This is a genomic window from Paenibacillus sp. L3-i20, assembly GCF_022180385.2.
Taxonomy (GTDB): Bacteria; Bacillota; Bacilli; order Paenibacillales; family Paenibacillaceae; genus Pristimantibacillus.
In genome coordinates this window covers 270,589-288,301 of the sequence record NZ_BQME02000002.1, presented here as the reverse complement: position 1 = coordinate 288,301, position 17,713 = coordinate 270,589, and the positions used below count along the sequence as shown (strand labels likewise).

14 protein-coding genes are annotated in these 17,713 nt (G+C 42.8%); 5 read left to right on the top strand and 9 right to left on the bottom strand.

Annotated features, from left to right (window positions below; translation table 11 throughout):
* The first annotated feature begins 130 nt into the window (after nt 1-130).
* Nucleotides 131-730: a 30S ribosomal protein S4 gene (rpsD, locus tag MFF31_RS14550; protein WP_238188838.1), complete on the top strand. Its 600-nt coding sequence runs from the start codon at nt 131-133 to the stop codon at nt 728-730.
* A 66-nt stretch (nt 731-796) separates the two neighbouring features.
* Here rpsD and MFF31_RS14545 read toward each other — a convergent pair whose 3' ends face one another.
* Together MFF31_RS14545 and MFF31_RS14540 are read right to left on the bottom strand one after the other, a co-directional pair.
* The gene (locus tag MFF31_RS14545) at nt 797-2,350 is read right to left on the bottom strand and encodes a flotillin lipid rafts scaffold protein FloT (RefSeq protein WP_282570483.1); all 1,554 of its coding nucleotides are present in this window, start codon (nt 2,348-2,350) and stop codon (nt 797-799) included.
* A gap of 28 nt (nt 2,351-2,378) precedes the next feature.
* Nucleotides 2,379-2,906, bottom strand: a complete 528-nt coding sequence (locus tag MFF31_RS14540) for an NfeD family membrane protein (RefSeq protein WP_238188837.1) — start codon at nt 2,904-2,906, stop codon at nt 2,379-2,381.
* Nucleotides 2,907-3,292: 386 nt separating this feature from the next.
* Here MFF31_RS14540 and MFF31_RS14535 point away from each other — a divergent pair, with 386 nt between their 5' ends.
* Entirely contained in the window at nt 3,293-6,418 is a 3,126-nt protein-coding gene (locus MFF31_RS14535; RefSeq protein WP_238188836.1) for a transglycosylase domain-containing protein, read from the top strand.
* Between the two features lie 136 nt (nt 6,419-6,554).
* Here MFF31_RS14535 and acsA read toward each other — a convergent pair whose 3' ends face one another.
* On the bottom strand, nt 6,555-8,279 hold the full coding sequence (acsA, locus tag MFF31_RS14530) for an acetate--CoA ligase (protein WP_238188835.1): 1,725 nt from the start codon (nt 8,277-8,279) through the stop codon (nt 6,555-6,557).
* A 205-nt stretch (nt 8,280-8,484) separates the two neighbouring features.
* Here acsA and MFF31_RS14525 point away from each other — a divergent pair, with 205 nt between their 5' ends.
* Both MFF31_RS14525 and MFF31_RS14520 read left to right on the top strand, forming a co-directional pair.
* A complete protein-coding gene (locus MFF31_RS14525) occupies nt 8,485-9,120 on the top strand; it encodes a GNAT family N-acetyltransferase (protein ID WP_238188834.1) in 636 nt (211 codons plus the stop codon).
* A 15-nt stretch (nt 9,121-9,135) separates the two neighbouring features.
* Nucleotides 9,136-10,335: an acetoin utilization protein AcuC gene (locus MFF31_RS14520; RefSeq protein WP_248565495.1), complete on the top strand. Its 1,200-nt coding sequence runs from the start codon at nt 9,136-9,138 to the stop codon at nt 10,333-10,335.
* Between the two features lie 77 nt (nt 10,336-10,412).
* Here MFF31_RS14520 and MFF31_RS14515 read toward each other — a convergent pair whose 3' ends face one another.
* From MFF31_RS14515 to MFF31_RS14500, 4 genes are all read right to left on the bottom strand, one after another.
* Nucleotides 10,413-11,111, bottom strand: coding sequence for a 5'-methylthioadenosine/adenosylhomocysteine nucleosidase (locus MFF31_RS14515; protein ID WP_238188832.1), 699 nt, complete (start codon nt 11,109-11,111; stop codon nt 10,413-10,415).
* 4 nt (nt 11,112-11,115) lie between these two features.
* Nucleotides 11,116-12,120 carry a catabolite control protein A gene (gene ccpA / locus MFF31_RS14510; RefSeq protein WP_238188831.1) on the bottom strand — a complete coding sequence of 335 codons (1,005 nt, stop codon included), beginning with the start codon at nt 12,118-12,120 and terminating at the stop codon, nt 11,116-11,118.
* Nucleotides 12,121-12,330: 210 nt separating this feature from the next.
* Nucleotides 12,331-12,744: a hypothetical protein gene (locus MFF31_RS14505; RefSeq protein WP_238188830.1), complete on the bottom strand. Its 414-nt coding sequence runs from the start codon at nt 12,742-12,744 to the stop codon at nt 12,331-12,333.
* Nucleotides 12,745-12,891: 147 nt separating this feature from the next.
* The gene (locus MFF31_RS14500; protein ID WP_238188829.1) at nt 12,892-13,329 is read right to left on the bottom strand and encodes a VanZ family protein; all 438 of its coding nucleotides are present in this window, start codon (nt 13,327-13,329) and stop codon (nt 12,892-12,894) included.
* A gap of 59 nt (nt 13,330-13,388) precedes the next feature.
* Here MFF31_RS14500 and MFF31_RS14495 point away from each other — a divergent pair, with 59 nt between their 5' ends.
* Nucleotides 13,389-13,919 (top strand): type 1 glutamine amidotransferase domain-containing protein, encoded by a 531-nt coding sequence (locus tag MFF31_RS14495; RefSeq protein WP_238188828.1) that lies wholly within the window; start codon nt 13,389-13,391, stop codon nt 13,917-13,919.
* Here MFF31_RS14495 and ptsP read toward each other — a convergent pair.
* Together ptsP and MFF31_RS14485 are read right to left on the bottom strand one after the other, a co-directional pair.
* Nucleotides 13,916-15,658, bottom strand: coding sequence for a phosphoenolpyruvate--protein phosphotransferase (ptsP, locus tag MFF31_RS14490; protein WP_238188827.1), 1,743 nt, complete (start codon nt 15,656-15,658; stop codon nt 13,916-13,918). The genes MFF31_RS14495 and ptsP overlap by 4 nt on opposite strands.
* On the bottom strand, nt 15,655-17,541 hold the full coding sequence (locus MFF31_RS14485) for a glucose PTS transporter subunit IIA (RefSeq protein ID WP_238188826.1): 1,887 nt from the start codon (nt 17,539-17,541) through the stop codon (nt 15,655-15,657). Before MFF31_RS14485 ends, ptsP begins: the two co-directional genes overlap by 4 nt.
* Nucleotides 17,542-17,713: the final 172 nt, after the last annotated feature.

Sequence of the window (17,713 nt, the reverse complement as noted above, 5' to 3'; positions counted from 1 at the left end):
AATTACGATCACTAATAAGCCTGCGGCTGAGGTGCTTATTAGGGACGAGCTTACTCGTTCCACGAACGTTTTTCCGCGCAACACAACCCCATTCTCAAAATTCACTTTGATGAAGGAGTTAAAAAGACACATGTCACGTTATACAGGACCTAAATTTAAATTAAGCCGCCGCCTTGGAATTTCCCTAAGCGGAACTGGCAAAGACTTGAAACGCCCTTTCCCTCCAGGCCAACACGGACCTAACCAACGCAGAAAAATGAGCGGTTACGGTATCCAATTGCAAGAGAAACAAAAACTTCGCCACATGTACGGAATGAACGAAAAACAATTCCGTAACTTGTACGACAGAGCTACAAAAATCAAAGGTAAAGCCGGCGAAAACTTCATGGCTCTACTTGAAAGCCGTCTAGACAACCTTGTTTACCGTCTTGCATTCTCCAACTCCCGTGCTGGTGCACGTCAATTGGTTGCTCATGGTCACGTTACTGTGAACGGCAAAAAAGTTGACATCGCATCCTACACAGTTTCTGTTGGCGATGTAATCGGATTGCGCGAGCGCAGCCGTGGCCTAAAAACAATTAAAGAAGCTATGGAAGGTCGTCATCACCTTCCGAACTACCTAGAATTCAACGAGCAAGCAATGGAAGGTAAGTACGTTCGTCTTCCTGACCGTGCTGAGCTTAGCCAAGAAATTGACGAGAAACAAATCGTCGAGTTCTACAGCCGTTAATTTTAGGAAAAAAACCTTGAACCATCTGGTTCAAGGTTTTTTTTGTACCAGAATGAAATCTCGCTCCTAAATGGGATCCGTAATATTAGGTAGCTTGATCTCTTTTGGCGGCACCACAGCCTTGACTACTGGTGATGCTGATGATGGAGTTGAAGCAGCTAATTGGGGTGCAATTGCTTTTGATGTCAGCCCTTTAATCAAACCATTAACATCTATACCAGAAACACTCTTAAGCATTTCTGGTGCTGTCGCCATTAGTGACGTTACATAATTACTCAGCCGTGCTGCACCTTCTCCGTTACCCGTATCAACTACTGTCAACTTATCGATAGACGCGATTGGCGACGCAATTTGGCCAGCAAGCTCAGGCAGCATTTTCACTATAATATCTAATACTGCCGCTTCGCCGAACTTTGCAAATGCTTCGGCTAGCTTCTCCTTCGCTTCCGCTTCCGCTAGACCGCGCAATCGGATAACCTCTGCCTCAGCAGTACCTTTAGCTCTCTCCGCTTCTGCAACAGCAAGACCATCGAGCCTCTTCTGAGCAGCTTGTGCTTTCGCTTCGGCTTCGATCCGATATTGTACTGCATCAGCTTCACGAAGCTGCTTCGCTTTGTTCGCTTCAGCAGCCTGCTCAACAGCATATCGGTCTGCATCCGCTTTTTTCTTAACTTCAGCATCATACTGCTTCTCCCGACGAAGGATCTCCTTCGCTTCCAGATCGATTTCCCGCTCCTTACGGACGAGTTCAACTTTCATCTGCTCTTCTACAACACTTTGCTTCGCGCGAGCTTCCTGGATCGCATAGGCTTGATCTGCTTCAGCTTTTGCAGTATCTTGATCACGTTTGAAAGATGCTACTTTCATTTCCTTATCCTTCTCAGCTTCTGCAATGTTCGTATCACGGAGTAGCTCAGCTTTCTGGCCTGCTTCAGAAGCGAGCGCCTTCTGAATTCTAGCGTCACGCACTGCCTCCGCCTCAGCAATCTCTGCATCACGCTTAACAGCTGCTATACGCGGTTTACCTAATGCATCCAAATAACCATGCTTATCACGTAAATCTTTTATCGTAAAAGAGACAATCTGCAATCCCATCTTCTTCAAATCCTTTGCCGCTACCCCTTGTACTTCTTGTGCGAATTTATCACGGTTACGGTATACTTCTTCCACTGTCATAGAACCTAAAATTGCTCTAAGATGACCTTCCAGTACTTCTTGTGCTTCACCCTTAAGCGCCTCAGTCGGCTTACCGAGAAACTGCTCGGCAGCAGTCGCTACATCCTCAATTGCCCCGCCGATTTTAATAATGGCTACCCCATCTGCCATAACAGGTACACCTTGCTCTGTATAGACCTCTGGAGTTGAGACATCCAACTTATGGGAAAGTAAGGATAAGTATTCGGCCTTTTGGAATATAGGAAGTATAAATGCGCCTCCACCTCGAATGATTTTAACTTTGCGGCCAGATTCGTCTACTAGAGCATTTTTGCTTCCCAGAAACGACCCCGTCACCAACATCGCTTCATCAGGGCTAACCGTTTTGTAACGCGCCCAGAACGCAAGTCCAAGGACAACCAATACACCAACAACAATAACCGGAACAACCAAGTACTCTTCCATGTACAATAATCCCCTCTCGTAGTTAGTCTTACAGGTTTACTTCAGAAACGTAGAGCACGCTATCCCGTACCTCGACCACAACAATTTTCGCCCCCGAAGGAATGGACTCATTATCGAAACCGGCAGCAATCTGATTTGTAAATCCGGCCCCTACCTTCACTAGCACTTCACCATATCCATCAATTGGAATTGGAGTAAGTACTTCACCAAGTGATCCTCCTAGCGATTGCAGAGTAAAGGCTATGGAGTTCTCGCTGTTCTCCATCGGTTTCACATAAAGAAAGAAGACGGCAATTGCGGCGACGACGGCGATAAGTAATGCGATTAAAATGATAAGAGGATTATTTATTTCGCTGTATTTTGCAAGCAACAATCCCGCCCCGCCGAATACAGTAATTCCTCCTACAATTGTCATCGGTTGCAGAAAAGAGGATCCTTCGATCGAAAGAAAATCAAGTGCTCCTTCAAACGCCTGACCCAACCAATCTCCAAAAATAACGCTTATAATGGCATACAATACTCCGCCGATCAAACACGCCATAAATAATGTTTCCATCTTCCTTCACCTCTCTCTTCACCCAAAACCTGTGAACATTTCCGTTATTTATTACGTCATTTCTTTACAATAGTTTCTATAAAAGATGCAACCTTCCTAATTAGGATCAAAAAAATACTGTATGAGTAGTAAATTCAGTGTTTAAACTAGTGGGCTTTAATTGTTTAACAGCTCACTTAACCTTAAAACATTTCCTCTATAATGTACGTCTATAAATAAACGCTAAAAGCACTTCCAGTTCGAACAAGCAAATTAAGCTCGTAACACAATATCAGTTAGAAAAAGCTTATAAGTTAAGGGAAAATAAGAATAAAATTGGATACATATGTACCAATTAATGATTTGTGATATAATAGTTATGCTATTTTGGAGGAGGAATTACTTAGATGCAAGAAGATCATCAAAAATCGCCCGCACCGTACAGCAAATGGCGATTGTTCGGTATGGTATCTTTTATAACTGTAAAATGGATTGTTTATTTCGGCATATTTTTTGGTCTCTTAGGTGCCGGAGCTGTGACGGGTTATGTCGCAGCGCTGGTGAAAGATGAGGAGATTAGACCGCAGTCAGTAATCCAAAGCAAGGTCGGAGAATACTCGATGACAGGCTACGTATACTTCAATGATGAGACGCTGGTTGGACAACTTAGAACTGATGAAGATCGAATCGTAGTTACATACGAAGAAATTCCTGAATCGGTTATTAACGCTCTCTTGGCGACAGAAGACAATAACTTCTTTGATCATAATGGTGTCGACATATATGGACTTGGTCGAGCGGTAAAGCAAAAGCTTTTCAACGAAGATACCCAAACTGGCGGGAGTACGCTGACACAACAGCTTGCACGCCGTGTGTTCCTAAGCTTAGACAAGACAGACAGCCGTAAAATCAAAGAAATTTTCTTGTCATTACGTATGGAACGTTATTTGATCAAAGAAGAAATATTAGCAGCCTATTTAAACAAAATGCCTTTCGGCAATGGTTCTAACGGATATCAAGTGTTCGGTATCAAAGCAGCAGCTAAGGGCATATTCGGTATAAACGATTTGCAGAAGCTAAACATCGCGCAATCAGCATACTTAGCCGGTTTACCCCAATTACCATCCTTATACACAGCTTTTACGGGATCAGGTAAGTTCAATGAACCAGGCTTTGAGCGAGCAGTTAAACGTCAACAACTCGTACTCTCTCGAATGTTGGAAACAAAAAGAATTTCTCAACAAGAATACGATGAAGCACTGAAATTTGATATTCGTTCTACAATTGCACCGTCAAGCAAAAAAGCATATACAACTTTTCCTTATTTAATGTTGGAAGCAGAGCGGCAAGCCGCCGAAGTACTTCTTATTCAGGAAGACCCTACTTTAACGAAGGAAGAACTTCGTAAAAAGGAAAATGCAGGGTTAATTGAAGAAGCACGTGAACAACTTCAGCGCGGAGGTTATCATGTCTACACGACGATAGATAAAGATGTATACTCCATCATGCGTGAGATCGGAAGCAACGAAAAAAACTTTGCTCCTTATAGCGAGGTTAAAGGTCTTGAGCAAATTGCGGGGATCATATTAGATCACAAGACCGGAGCTATTATCGGCATGTTAGAAGGCCGTGATTTCTATGAAGAGCAAATGAACTTTGCTACACAAATGATCCGTCAGCCAGGTTCTACGATGAAGACGCTCGCTGCATACTTACCAGCAATTGATAAAGGGATTATTGGCCCAGCGAGCATTATTGATGACGCACCTCTTATTTTGAAAGACGGACAAAAGGGTTATCATATTCCGATGAACGTAAATCGTAAGTTCACTGGACTCGTAACAGCACGTGAGGCACTTAACCGTTCCCTTAACTTGCCGGCCTTGAAAATTTTCAACGAAGAAGTGAAAATCGAAGCTGCTTGGGATTTCGTTAAGGAGCTTGGCATTACGACACTCCAACCTGAAGATGCCTATTCCAAAACTGGTGTAATTGGCGGTTTGCGACTTGGTGTATCCGTTGAAGAGATGACAAACGCTTATGGAGCAATTCCGAACGAAGGCGTTTTCCAAGATGCATATATGATTGAGAAAATTACGGATGCTGATGGCAAAGTTATTTTCGAGCATAAACAGCAGCCTAAACGTGTGTTTTCTGAACAAACTGCTTTTCTTATGACAGATATGTTGAAGACGGTCATTTCGAGCCCTAGAGGTTCTGGTAATGCTGTTTCCAAACAATTTAACCAATATGGAAAAATTCCTGTAGCAGGTAAAACAGGCTCTACACAAAGTTATGGAGATGTCTGGTTTATGGGTTACACACCTGACGTTACACTCGGTGTTTGGGCAGGTTACGAAGAGCAAGTCAACGCCCTGTCCAACAATGGTCGAACAAGAGCACGTGTGATCTGGACGCAAATTATGAACAAGCTAACGGAAACGAAACCGGAGTTGTTCCCTACGAAAGACTTTGCGAAGCCAGATGGAATAGTAAAAGCATCTGTTTCCAGTGCAAGCGGCCTCTTGCCTAGCAGCTTATCAAGAGAAGCAGGCATGGTCGTAACGGATTGGTTTAACAAAAAACATTTGCCTAAGAAACAAGATGATGCTTTAGTAAACATGAAGCTCATTACATTTGAAGGTATTAATTATGTTCCAAACGAATTAACACCGACAGATATGTTGAAAGAAAAAATAGTCGTTAAACGCAAGAAGCCGCTTGATGAGCTGATGGATGAGATCAAAGCAGCTCAGTCGCGGTTACCTGCAAGTAGCAGGAAGCCATTGAGCGTTTATGTTCCAGCAGATGCAGAAAAAGCTGCACCATCCAAAAAGGATCCGAGAGTTGACGATGGTGCTTTGCCAGCACCACCTAATGATGTGAAGCTTCAATCATCGGGAAGCGGCAAAATTACCATTACGTTCACCGACAGTAAATCAGCTGATGTTGTAGGGTATCGACTCTATCGCGCGTCCAATCAAGCTGCATATACCAAAGTAGGTGAATCCTTATTACTTGGTGATGAGTACAAAATAAACTTTAATTCGTCCAAGAACGAATATGCTACCTATTATGTAGTTGCTGTTGATGTGGTTGGCAAAGAATCAACGCCAAGCGCTATCGTTTCTTACGGCACAAGCCCTACCGTTCCTGAAACGCCTGATATCCCCGAAATTCCTGGATTACCTGGTAATACTGGTAGCGAAACAGGAACCGAAAACGGATCAGAAACTGGATCAGAAGGCAGCGTAACAGGAAGTGTACCAAGTGCACCAACAGGACTTCAAATTGAAGACTCAGAATTGAGTGTAATCGTCAGTTGGTCAGCCAATTCTGTATCAGATCAAGTTTTTCAATACCATATTTATTATAGTGCAGCAGGTGAAAATGCCTTTACTAAAATAGGTACGACAACACAGACTAGTTTCGAGCATCCTACGCAATTTGCATCAGGCACATATTACGTAATCGCCGAAAATAGTACAGGGTTATCTACGTCCTCACCGAAAATAACAATCGGCGGTGAATAATCGCTAGCAAACATAGAGCCTACATGCGCCTCAAATGCGCCTGTAGGCTCTTTGCATCTTATGTAACCCCGAAGTTCGTAGTTAAAAGAAAAATCCATCAGAAGCCGTCTCACGACTCCTGATGGATTTTCAATCATTAATCTTCGATTGTAGATAAATCACCTGTCGGCAGGTTAAGTTCCCATGCTTTTAGAACACGTCTCATAATTTTACCACTACGCGTCTTAGGCAGCTTATCCTTAAACTCAATTTCTCTTGGCGCCGCATGTGCGGATAAGCCAATCTTCACGAATTGAGCAATGTCCTTCTTCAGTTCTTCCGAAGGCTCATATCCTTCACGAAGTGCGATAAACGCTTTAATAATTTCACCGCGCAACGGATCTGGTTTCCCAATAACGCCAGCTTCCGCAACTGCTGGATGTTCTACTAGCTTGCTCTCAACCTCAAATGGGCCAACACGTTCGCCTGCTGTATTGATTACATCGTCAATTCGGCCCTGGAACCAGAAATATCCATCTTCGTCCATATAAGCTGAATCTCCTGATACGTACCAACCTTCTAAACGGAAGTACTCCTCGTATTTTGCAGGGTTATTATAAATTTTGCGCATCATCGATGGCCATGGTGTACGAATAGCCAAATTACCCATTCGGTAAGGAGGCACTTCTACTCCGTTATCATCGATAATTGCAGCTTGAACACCTGGTATCGGCTTGCCCATTGAACCTGGTTTAATATCCATACTTGGATAATTACAGATCAATTGACCGCCAGTTTCCGTCATCCACCATGTATCATGAATACGTTGATTATACACTTTCATTCCCCAACGAACGACTTCTGGATTAAGCGGTTCGCCAACGCTCAGAACATGACGCAGAGTAGATAGATCAAATTGCTTCGACAAATCATCCCCTGCTCCCATCAGCATACGAAATGCTGTAGGTGCACTATACCAAACAGTTACTTTAAACTTCTGTATAACAGAATACCAATCACTAGGACTAAAGCGGCCTCCACGAACAACATTGGTAGCACCATTCAGCCAAGGAGCAAATATACCATATGACGTTCCTGTCACCCAACCTGGGTCAGCCGTACACCAATAAATATCATCTTCTTTCAGATCAAGTACAGCTTGACCTGTGAAAAGGTGCTGAACCATCGCATTCTGAACATGGAATACGCCCTTCGGCTTGCCTGTTGAACCAGATGTATAATGTAAAATAAGACCGTCTTCACGACCAAGCCATTCAATCTCTGCTTCTTCAGAAGCTTTGCTCATCTCTTCTTTATAGTTAATGATGCCATCGCTGCTTTCAACATCTTCGCCAAAAACAATGATATGCTTAAGCAGTGGAAGTTCATCGCGTTTGATGCGATGTAACAATGCAGGCGTAGTAACGATTGCTGTTGCCGCACTGTCTTGCAGTCTATCTTTAACCGCTGTCTCCATAAAAGCTTCAAAAAGTGGACCTATAACTGCACCGATCTTCAAAGCGCCTAAAACGCTAAAATAAAGTTCCGGCGTACGTGGCATAAATATAAATACGCGTTCGCCCTTACCAACGCCTAATTGGCGAAGAACATTAGCGAATCGATTGGATTGCTTGCTTAGTTGTTCGAAAGTGTACGATTCATCTCGTTCGCTATCACTATAATAAAGTGCAGTTTTGTTGCCCTTTCCTAGCTCGACATGGCGATCAATCGCTTCATACGCCATATTCACCTTTCCTGTTTCATACCAGCTGAACTGCTGCTCAACTTGTTCCCATTGGAATGATGCTGATGATTCTTCGTAGTTTTTTAAGTTTGGATTTGTCGCTGAAGTTGGAATACGCTCTTGATGCAAGTTGATCATTCTATCACTCTCCCATCAAATCTCTCGTTATATAATTACGGAATGCGCTTTCAAAAATCAATTATTATTATACCACAATATGTTTCCTTTCGACTACGCTTTTCATTTTCTTGATTGTTTGTTATAAAGAATAGTAGGAAATACTCATTTTGACGGAAGAAACAATCAGTTTTCTCGACAGTTGAGACGAAAGGGGACCCTAGAAATGGAGCACCGCAAACTGCTGCAGAGAGAAATGATCACTATAAACGATCATCGAGAACTCATAATAGAAGGACCCGTCCCGCCAAGCAGACTTACCGACTATCACATGCATCCGTCACTAGATGCTTTTCGCAGGCCAAAAGAGCAACATGAAGCTCTTGTAGAGATTGCAGCTTTAGAAGAAGGGCGAATAATACTTGTACGTGAAGAAAACCTCATTGTAGGATATGTAACTTTTCATTATCCGGATGAGCTGGAGCGCTGGTCAGAAGGCGGCATGATCGATTTGGTAGAGCTAGGAGCAATCGAGGTCGCAAATGAATTCCGAGCTCATGGACTTGGCAAGCGGATGATTCAAATGGCTTTTGCAGAAGAGCAGCTTGAGAACGTCATTGTATATACAACGGAGTATTATTGGCATTGGGATTTAGAAGGCACTGGACTTAATGTTTGGGATTATCGAAAAATGATGGAAAATGTAATGAAATCGGTGGATATGATCTGGTATGCCACTGACGATCCCGAAATATGTTCCCATCCCGCTAATTGCTTGATGGTTCGTATTGGCAAGGAAGTACCTCTCCAGTCTATCGAGAAATTCGATCAGGTTCGATTCCGAGGACGATTCATGTACTAAGCCAACTATTTATCCATGAAAGGATATGAGCTCAGAATGGTATCAAATGCTGTTTTCATACATCATTGCGATTCATCAGGCTATAAATTTCATGACGATCATCCCTTCGATCCTATCCGTCAACTGCTAACGATCGATTTGTTAAAAGAATCGAATGCGCTAACGGATGATGATATTGTCTCCCCAGATTATATCATCGATGAAGAGATGTTGTCTCTCGTTCATCGGGACGATTACATCCAGGCAGTCAAACAATTAAATAACGAAGATGATCCTCGGCGGAAATCTGTGCTTGCAGAGCAATATGGTATTCAGACTGAAGACACACCATTTTTCGAAGGACTGCACCAAGCTGCTTCTGCTATCGTAACAGGCTCAGTCGCTGCTGCTGAATCCGTCATGTCCGGTCAATCGCTTCATGCCTTCCACCTCGCAGGTGGTCTACATCACGCCTTTCCGGACAAAGCTTCAGGCTTCTGCGTCTATAATGACGCAGCTATTGCGATTAAACATATTCGCAAGCAGTATAACGCTCGTGTGCTCTATGTAGATACCGATGTTCATCATGGCGATGGTGTGCAATGGGTATTTTATGACGATCCTGATGTTTGTACATACTCTATACACGAAACTGGTAAATATCTATTTCCGGGAACAGGTTATGCGTATGAAAAGGGTTTGGACAAAGGCTTTGGAGCAACATTTAACGTCCCTTTAGAGCCATTTACTGAAGATGAATCTTGGCTGGAAAGCTTTGATGTTACTATTCGAAAAGTTATTGCTTCATTTAAGCCGGATGTAATTATTAGTCAACATGGCTGCGACGCTCATGCCTACGATCCACTATCTCATATCCATTGCAGCATGCGCATCTACAAGCAAATTCCCGCTATTCTCCATGAACTTGCACATACGTATACAGGCGGTAAGTGGATTGCATTAGGTGGCGGTGGCTACGACATCTGGCGCGTTGTGCCACGTGCTTGGTCGTTAGTATGGCTTGAGATGTCAGATCATCCGCTAGCCGCCTTAATTGGGGAAGATAAGCCTGTCACGTTGCCTTCTAATTGGCTCCAGCAATGGCAGAGCAAAAGTCCTGTCGATCTTCCGCCAAATTGGCTAGATTGTGATGGCGATATATCCTCTATTCCAAGGCGAGACATTATTACGGAACAAAATCGCAATACCCAAGCTATTGTCATTCAGGACTTATAACTCAAATAATATTTTTGCACATAAAAAGAGCAATCGATTCGGCGTCAAAGCCACAATCGATTGCTCTTTTTTATATATTAAAAGTGCTTAACCATCTCATCAATCATTTGGAATGAATTGTTTGACGCTTGAATCGTAAATTCAGTAAAGTTAACGTGAGCAGAACCATCCGCTTTATCAGACATGGAACGAATGATGACAAAAGGAACACCATTCATTTCGCATACTTGAGCAACAGCTGCCCCTTCCATCTCCGCACATGCGCCTTGCAGCGTATTGTGCAATTGCTCCACAGTCTCACGGCTTGCTATAAACTGATCCCCAGACAACACTTTACCCCTCAAGCTGCGACCTGGGAAAAGTCGTTCACTAGCTTCTGAAGCAAGTGCGACTAAACGCGCATCAGCAACAAACTCCGAGTTAGAATGGAACGGTATTTCGCCTTTGGCGAAACCAAGCGGCGTACAGTCCATATCATGCTGAATACAGCTCGTAGAAATTACAATATCACCAATATTTAATGTTGGATCAAGTGCACCTGCAACTCCAGTAAATAATACTTCATCTGCACCGGCATCAAGCAGTAATTGTGTACACACAGCAGCATTTACTTTACCAACACCTGATTTGCAATAGATGATTGGCTTACCATGAAATGTACCTTCATAATACGTGATTCCAGCTTTTTTATATTCCGACGTTACGTTAACATGCTCATGAAGCAATTTAATTTCTTCAGCCATAGCGCCGATTATTCCAATTTTCGTAATTGACATGCTCTTAGATTCCTCCAACCGATTGCCGAACAATAACCTCATGAGGCAATACAACTCTAGATTGTTCGACATTTTCCTTCTTCATTAACTTAGTCAATAGTCGCATCGATACAGCACCAATATCATACATTGGCTGTGCTACAGCAGTAAGCTGCGGTCTAACCATGGACGCCATGCGGCTATTGTCGACGCTAATTACTGATATATCGGATGGTACTTGCAGCCCAGAATCCTGAATGCAATGAATCGCGCCAATTGCCATTTCATCCGTTGCTGAGAATACAGCTGTAGGACGTTCCGCTTGATCTATAAAATATTTCATAGCTTCAGCACCCGACTCATATCGGTAGTTACCGATACGAACTAACGAATCATCGTAAGCAATTCCAGCAACCTCTAGAGCACGCTTGTATCCTTGGAATCTGGCAAAGCCGTTCGATGGATCTTGTAAGGTTCCGCTAATCATAGCAATTCTCTTATGACCTTGTCCGACCAGTTGCATTACTGCATCATGCGCTGCAGCTTCATGATCGATATCAACCGATGGAATTTGGTTATTGTCATCGCTTGTCGCACATAGCACTATCGGAACATTTGCAGTTCTGAAAGCTTGCAAATGCTCTTCAGTTACTGCACCACCCATAAAGAGTAGGCCGTCTACTTGTTTTTCAAGCAATGTATTGATAACTCTAATTTCTTTATCTTTTTTCTTATCTGCGTTACATAAAATAATATTATAATGATACATATTCGCAATATCTTCGATTCCACGTGCTACTTCAGCGAAAATAGCATTCGAAATGTCAGGGATAACAACTCCTACGGTTGTTGTTTTTTTACTTGCAAGACCTCGCGCAACAGCATTAGGACGATAGCCCAGACGCTCAATCGCTTCGAATACCTTCTTTCGTGTTGCTGGCTTCACGTTAGGATTATTGTTCACAACCCTGGAAACCGTAGCCATGGATACTCCTGCTTCTCTTGCTACATCATAAATAGTTACCGTCACGGATTCCCTCTCCATTTGCTCCAAATTTTATTTCTTTCGTACGCCTCAGATAAACGTAATGATACGACAAAATATTACTTTTCGCAATGTTCATGCCGACTGAGCCGCATGACGACAGGGTTTGGAATCCATTTTTCGACATATAGCAAGGACTAAGACCACTTCATACCTATAGATGATTTGACAGGATAGTTACACCTTCATCGAACATTATGTATACAGTGATTTTCCGCTAAGTTGTTGAAGTCTTTTGTTTATCTCCGCAATCCACACTTCGTCATTAAGCCCTTGAGCCAGTATATATATATCCAAAAGCATATTAATCCGTTGCTCAATCAGCACCTGTACTTCTTGGCTGTTAGGCAGATTTTTGTTTAGTTTTGCTTCTACTAACAAATCTGCCCATTCATTGCACTCATTAAACAATAATGTCCCTTTGCTCGGTTCTGCACCAAGCTGAGCGATAAGTCCAGTCAAATCGGGCTTCACTTCAGGAATAACTTCGCTTCTGCTACAGGCTATACAGGAAAAGATTGGAACATTATCAATTTCCACCTTCCCAGAATAGATGACAGTACGCAGCTTAATTGTCATCATCACGCCACAGGAACATTTCTTTTGCAAGTTGGTCAGCTCCTTCTCATAGCGGCTGAAGCCACTATCTTCCCTACCCAAATTTCGATGAGAATGAGAGAACTATTCGACCTTTTTTGTCAAAACTCCTGCTTTTTTCTACTATGTAATTTTTACTACTGTGCTCAGCCTTTTTCTCTACAAGAAGTATTTTCTCCAGACACGTCGAATAAACGGAATAGATCCAGCAATAACCCAAATCGTTGCACCAATTAAATCATTACGAACATCCGTCATATCCATCATACGACCACCAACAAACGATTGGTGAATTTCATCAGTTACTCCATACAACCCGCATAACACAATAATAACTATTTTCATAAATAAGCGTTCTGAACGTGCTCCAAAACCAAAATCGAGTGTTGCAGCTAATATGAAATATGAGACAAAATGACCCCAGTTAAAATCAGTCATCCAAGGAAACCATTTTTGGAATAGAGGCAATACGGAACCGAGCTCATCTCCAGTACGAGACGATAAAATAAATATGACAGCCATCCACAGTATGGCAGGTAGGAAGCGAAGCAATTGACGCGATATAATGCTCTTCTTTTGGGTGCTTATTTGATTCATGGTTACTCCTTCGTTACAATAGAGATGGTATAGCACTTATGAATAGGGAGGGAATTAGAATGTCCTTGCAAAATAAAACCGTCATCTGCTTGCTAGACGATGAGTTTGAGGATTTAGAGTTATGGTATCCTGTCTACCGCGTTCGTGAAGCTGGAGCAACTGTTCTCTATGCAGGTCCTGAGAAAGGCAAGACGCATATTGGCAAATATGGCGTTCCTGCTGTCGCTGACTTGTCCTTCGATGAAGTAAACAGCGAAGATATTATCGGAATTCTTGTACCAGGAGGCTGGGCTCCTGACAAATTAAGACGTTATCCAAAAGTACTTGAGCTCGTAAAAGAACTGGATGCTGCCAATAAACCAATTGGACAAATATGTCATGCAGGTTGGGTTCTCATTTCTGCCAAAATATTAGAAGGTCGCAAAGTGACTTCTACACCTGGTATTCGAGACGATATGGAAAATGCAGGTGCTACTTGGTTTGACGAAGCTGTCGTTGTAGATGGTAACCTTATCTCTGCAAGAAGGCCACCAGATCTTCCGCCATATGCAAAAGCATTTGTTGATGCACTGGAACAGCGAATGGTCTAACCATTCGCTGTTTGTGCGTCTACGCTCTGACTAAACAATTCAAGCTTCTTAATAATTTCGGAGCTAGTACGACAGTGACGCAATTCCTCAAAAACAACTTTGCTCTCACCTTGGTATGTGCTTAGTAGTCGTTCCTTAACTGGAAGTATCGAATGCGCAGACATACTAAGTTCATCTACATCTAGACTGAGCCAGATTGGTAATGCACGAAGGTCTCCGGCTAATTCACCGCAAACACTTATCGTAATTCCATTGTTTTTGGCTGCCTCCGCCGTTTGAGTAAACATTCGAAGCAACGCAGGGTGAAACGGTTCATACAAATGTGATATTTCTTCGTTCATTCGATCAACAGCCAATGTATACTGAATTAAATCGTTTGTGCCAATACTGAAAAAGTCAACTTCCTGAGCCAACAAATCAGCTATCATAACAGCTGCAGGAACCTCTATCATAATGCCAACTTTCATACCCTTATCATACGGAATACCTTCTTGCTCCAGCTCATCCTTCGCTTCTCTTAAAAGTTCATTAGCGGCACGAACTTCATCCACAGAAGATATTAATGGGTACATTAGTTTAACTTGTCCATAATAGCTGGCCCTCAATATCGCTCGTAATTGTGTTTTAAAAAGATCTTTACGGACGAGTGAAATCCGAATGGCTCGATACCCCATAAATGGGTTGTCTTCTTCCGGCAATTCGAAGTAGTCAAGCTGTTTGTCTCCGCCAATGTCAAGCGTACGTATGACAAGTGGTTCGCCTCGCAGCTTCTCAGCTACACTCCGGTATACCTCATACTGCTCCTCTTCCTTTGGGAATCGGTTACGGTCCATATATAGAAACTCCGTGCGGAATAAACCTACACCGCTCGCTCCACTCGACAACGCAATCTCAAGTTCCTTAAAGGAACTTATATTTGCACCAAGTCGCAACCATTTACCATCCGGCGTTTCAGAGCGATGATTAGCAAAATGCATCAACTTCTTCTTCGCTTCTGCCTGACGACTATGTAACTCGTTATAATGATCAATAATGGATTGCACAGGCTCAATATAAACGGTGCCGTCTCCTCCATCAATGACGATGGTTTGACCCGTTATAATCGAATCATCTAGACTCGGCTCAATACCAACGACTAACGGTATACCTAGTGCCCGAGCCATAATTGATGAATGGGAAGTAGTGCTTCCAGTGAGCGTTACAATCCCCAGCACATGGTCTGGATTGATATGAGCCAATTGGGAAGGAGATAATTCTTTTGCAATGAGAATAAAGGGCTGTGTATCTGCAGGCAACGTAATTTCCGGAACACCAAGCAAGTGTTTAAGCAGTCTATTGCCGACATCTTTAATGTCGAGCGCACGTTCCTTCATGTAATCATCATCTAACAAATCGAACATCGTTACAAAATGATCAATTGCTTCCTTCACAGCAACTTCGGCTGCTTTATATTGCCGCTGAATGATACCCTGAATCTCATTCATAAAGACAGGATCATCTAATATAGCGATATGAGCATCAAAAATATTCGTTTCTTCTGAGCCTACTACTTCCCTGAGCTCATCTTTTATTTGCTCAATCTCATGCTTGGAGGAGCGAATACCTTCATATACTCTCTCAAACTCGCGAGCAAAATCAGAAACGTCAATTTTGTGCTCGGGAACTTCCCATTCCCAATTCGGCAGTACAAATGCTCTCCCGATCGCGATACCTGACGAAGCGCCAATACCCTGAATCATTGTGTTTCCCCTCCACCATTGCTCTCTTTAAGTACGACTGACATAACCGAAGACTGACCTTTTTTTACCGCTTTAAATGGTGCATAGCGCCATGAAAGAACCTTATCGGAGTTAGTAATGACCATCGGTGTAGCTAATGACTTGCTTTCTTTTCGCACTTTCTGCAAATTAAAGCGGATCAGAAGCATGCCTGGTGTAACTTCATCGCCCTCTTTGACGACTGCCTGGAAAAAGGACTTTCCAGCCAAGTGCGACGTATCAATTCCTATATGTAGCAGCACATCCAGCCCTTCGGGCGTCTTAATGCCTATCGCATGCATCGTTGGATAGATATGAATAACTTTACCCATAACAGGTGACACCAATTCACCTTTATCAGGCAAAAATGCAACCCCTTGTCCTACTAGCTTCCCAGCAAAGATAGGATCTGGAACTTCATCTAATGGAATCATTCGACCTTGCATCGGAGAGTGAAACAACACCTGTGCTTGATCACGATGTATAGCTTTAATCATTGCTTCGCGAATAAGTTCGGAGTATGTACCGAATACCACCTGCACATGACCACCACCAAGTCTAATTACGCCTGCAGCACCTAAGTTGCGAAGGGAATTGACATCAATAATCTTCTCATTTGTTACCTTCAAACGAAGACGAGTAATACACGATTCCATCTGCACAATATTATGTTTACCGCCAATAGCTTGAAGGATAAGGGGAGCACGGTATGGAATATCACCAGCCCATTCATCAAGCTGAGAACCTTCCTCACGTCCTGGCGTTGGAATACGGAATCTGCGTATCGCCCAGCGGAATAAGAAATAATAAAACAATCCGACGACGATGCCTATTGGAATAATAAGCCAACCACGAGTGGCCAGATGCTGGTTGATTGTAAAATCGATCGCACCCGCAGAAAACGAAAAGCCATGCCTGATACCAAGTTCAAATGTTACCCACATAATGAGTCCTGACAATAAGGAGTGAACAACATACAAATAAGGTGCTACAAACAAAAAAGCAAATTCGACTGGTTCAGTTACACCTGTAAGAAATGACGCAAGAGCAGCATACAGAAACGTTTTACGAATTTTCGGCTTCAAATCTTCGCGCGCTTCATGAATAATCGCAAATGCAATAGCCGGAAGTGCAAACATCATTGTAGGGTAAAGCCCTGCCATGAATGCACCCGCCGATGGGTCTCCGGCAAAAAAGCGCGGCAAATCTCCATATACGATATTGCCCGCTTCCGTCTCGTATCCGCCAATCTGGAACCAGAATACGTGATTAACGAGATGATGCAGACCAAACACCACTAATATACGATGAACAAATCCATACAGGAACACTCCAAAACCGCCGCCAGATGCTACAACTTCGCCCAGCTCAATCATCAGCCCTTGTAAATATGGAGCTATATTGACCATTCCTATGGCAAATAGAAAAGAAATTAAGCTTACAAATAGAGGTACAAATCGTGGCCCGCCAAAAAACTGTATGTACTCAGGCAACTTTAAGTCCTTAAATCGTTCGTGACTATATCCAGCTGCAATACCTATAATAGCTCCAATCATTATCGTTGGCTGGATTTCGGTACTGGATGTACCAATTACCCCTGTATAAATGATCATTCCTACTAGCGACGCCATTCCTGCTGCTAAAGCATTACCACTTAATCCAAGTGCGATGCCAACCGAGAATATATATGGCAAATACAAAAAAATTACTTCGCTTGCTGCACGCAAGTGTTCCGACATACCCGGCAATCCTATGTAATCCCAAGGCAACTGACTTAGGCTTAAAAATACGGCTGCTCCTGGAAGCACTATCATCGGCAGCATGAAAGCTCTTCCCAACTGCTGCAGGCTCCCTATGAAAGTCATTTTTAACCTCCTAAAACGTTTTACATAGTAAAACGTGACTTCGTAAGCATCATCTTAGTTTTACATAGTAAAACGTGACTTCGTAAGCATCATCTTAGAATATACAAAATGCAACTTTCCATGGCAATTCTGAATGTAACAAGCATTAGGTCTATTTCGATGTTAAGCCCTT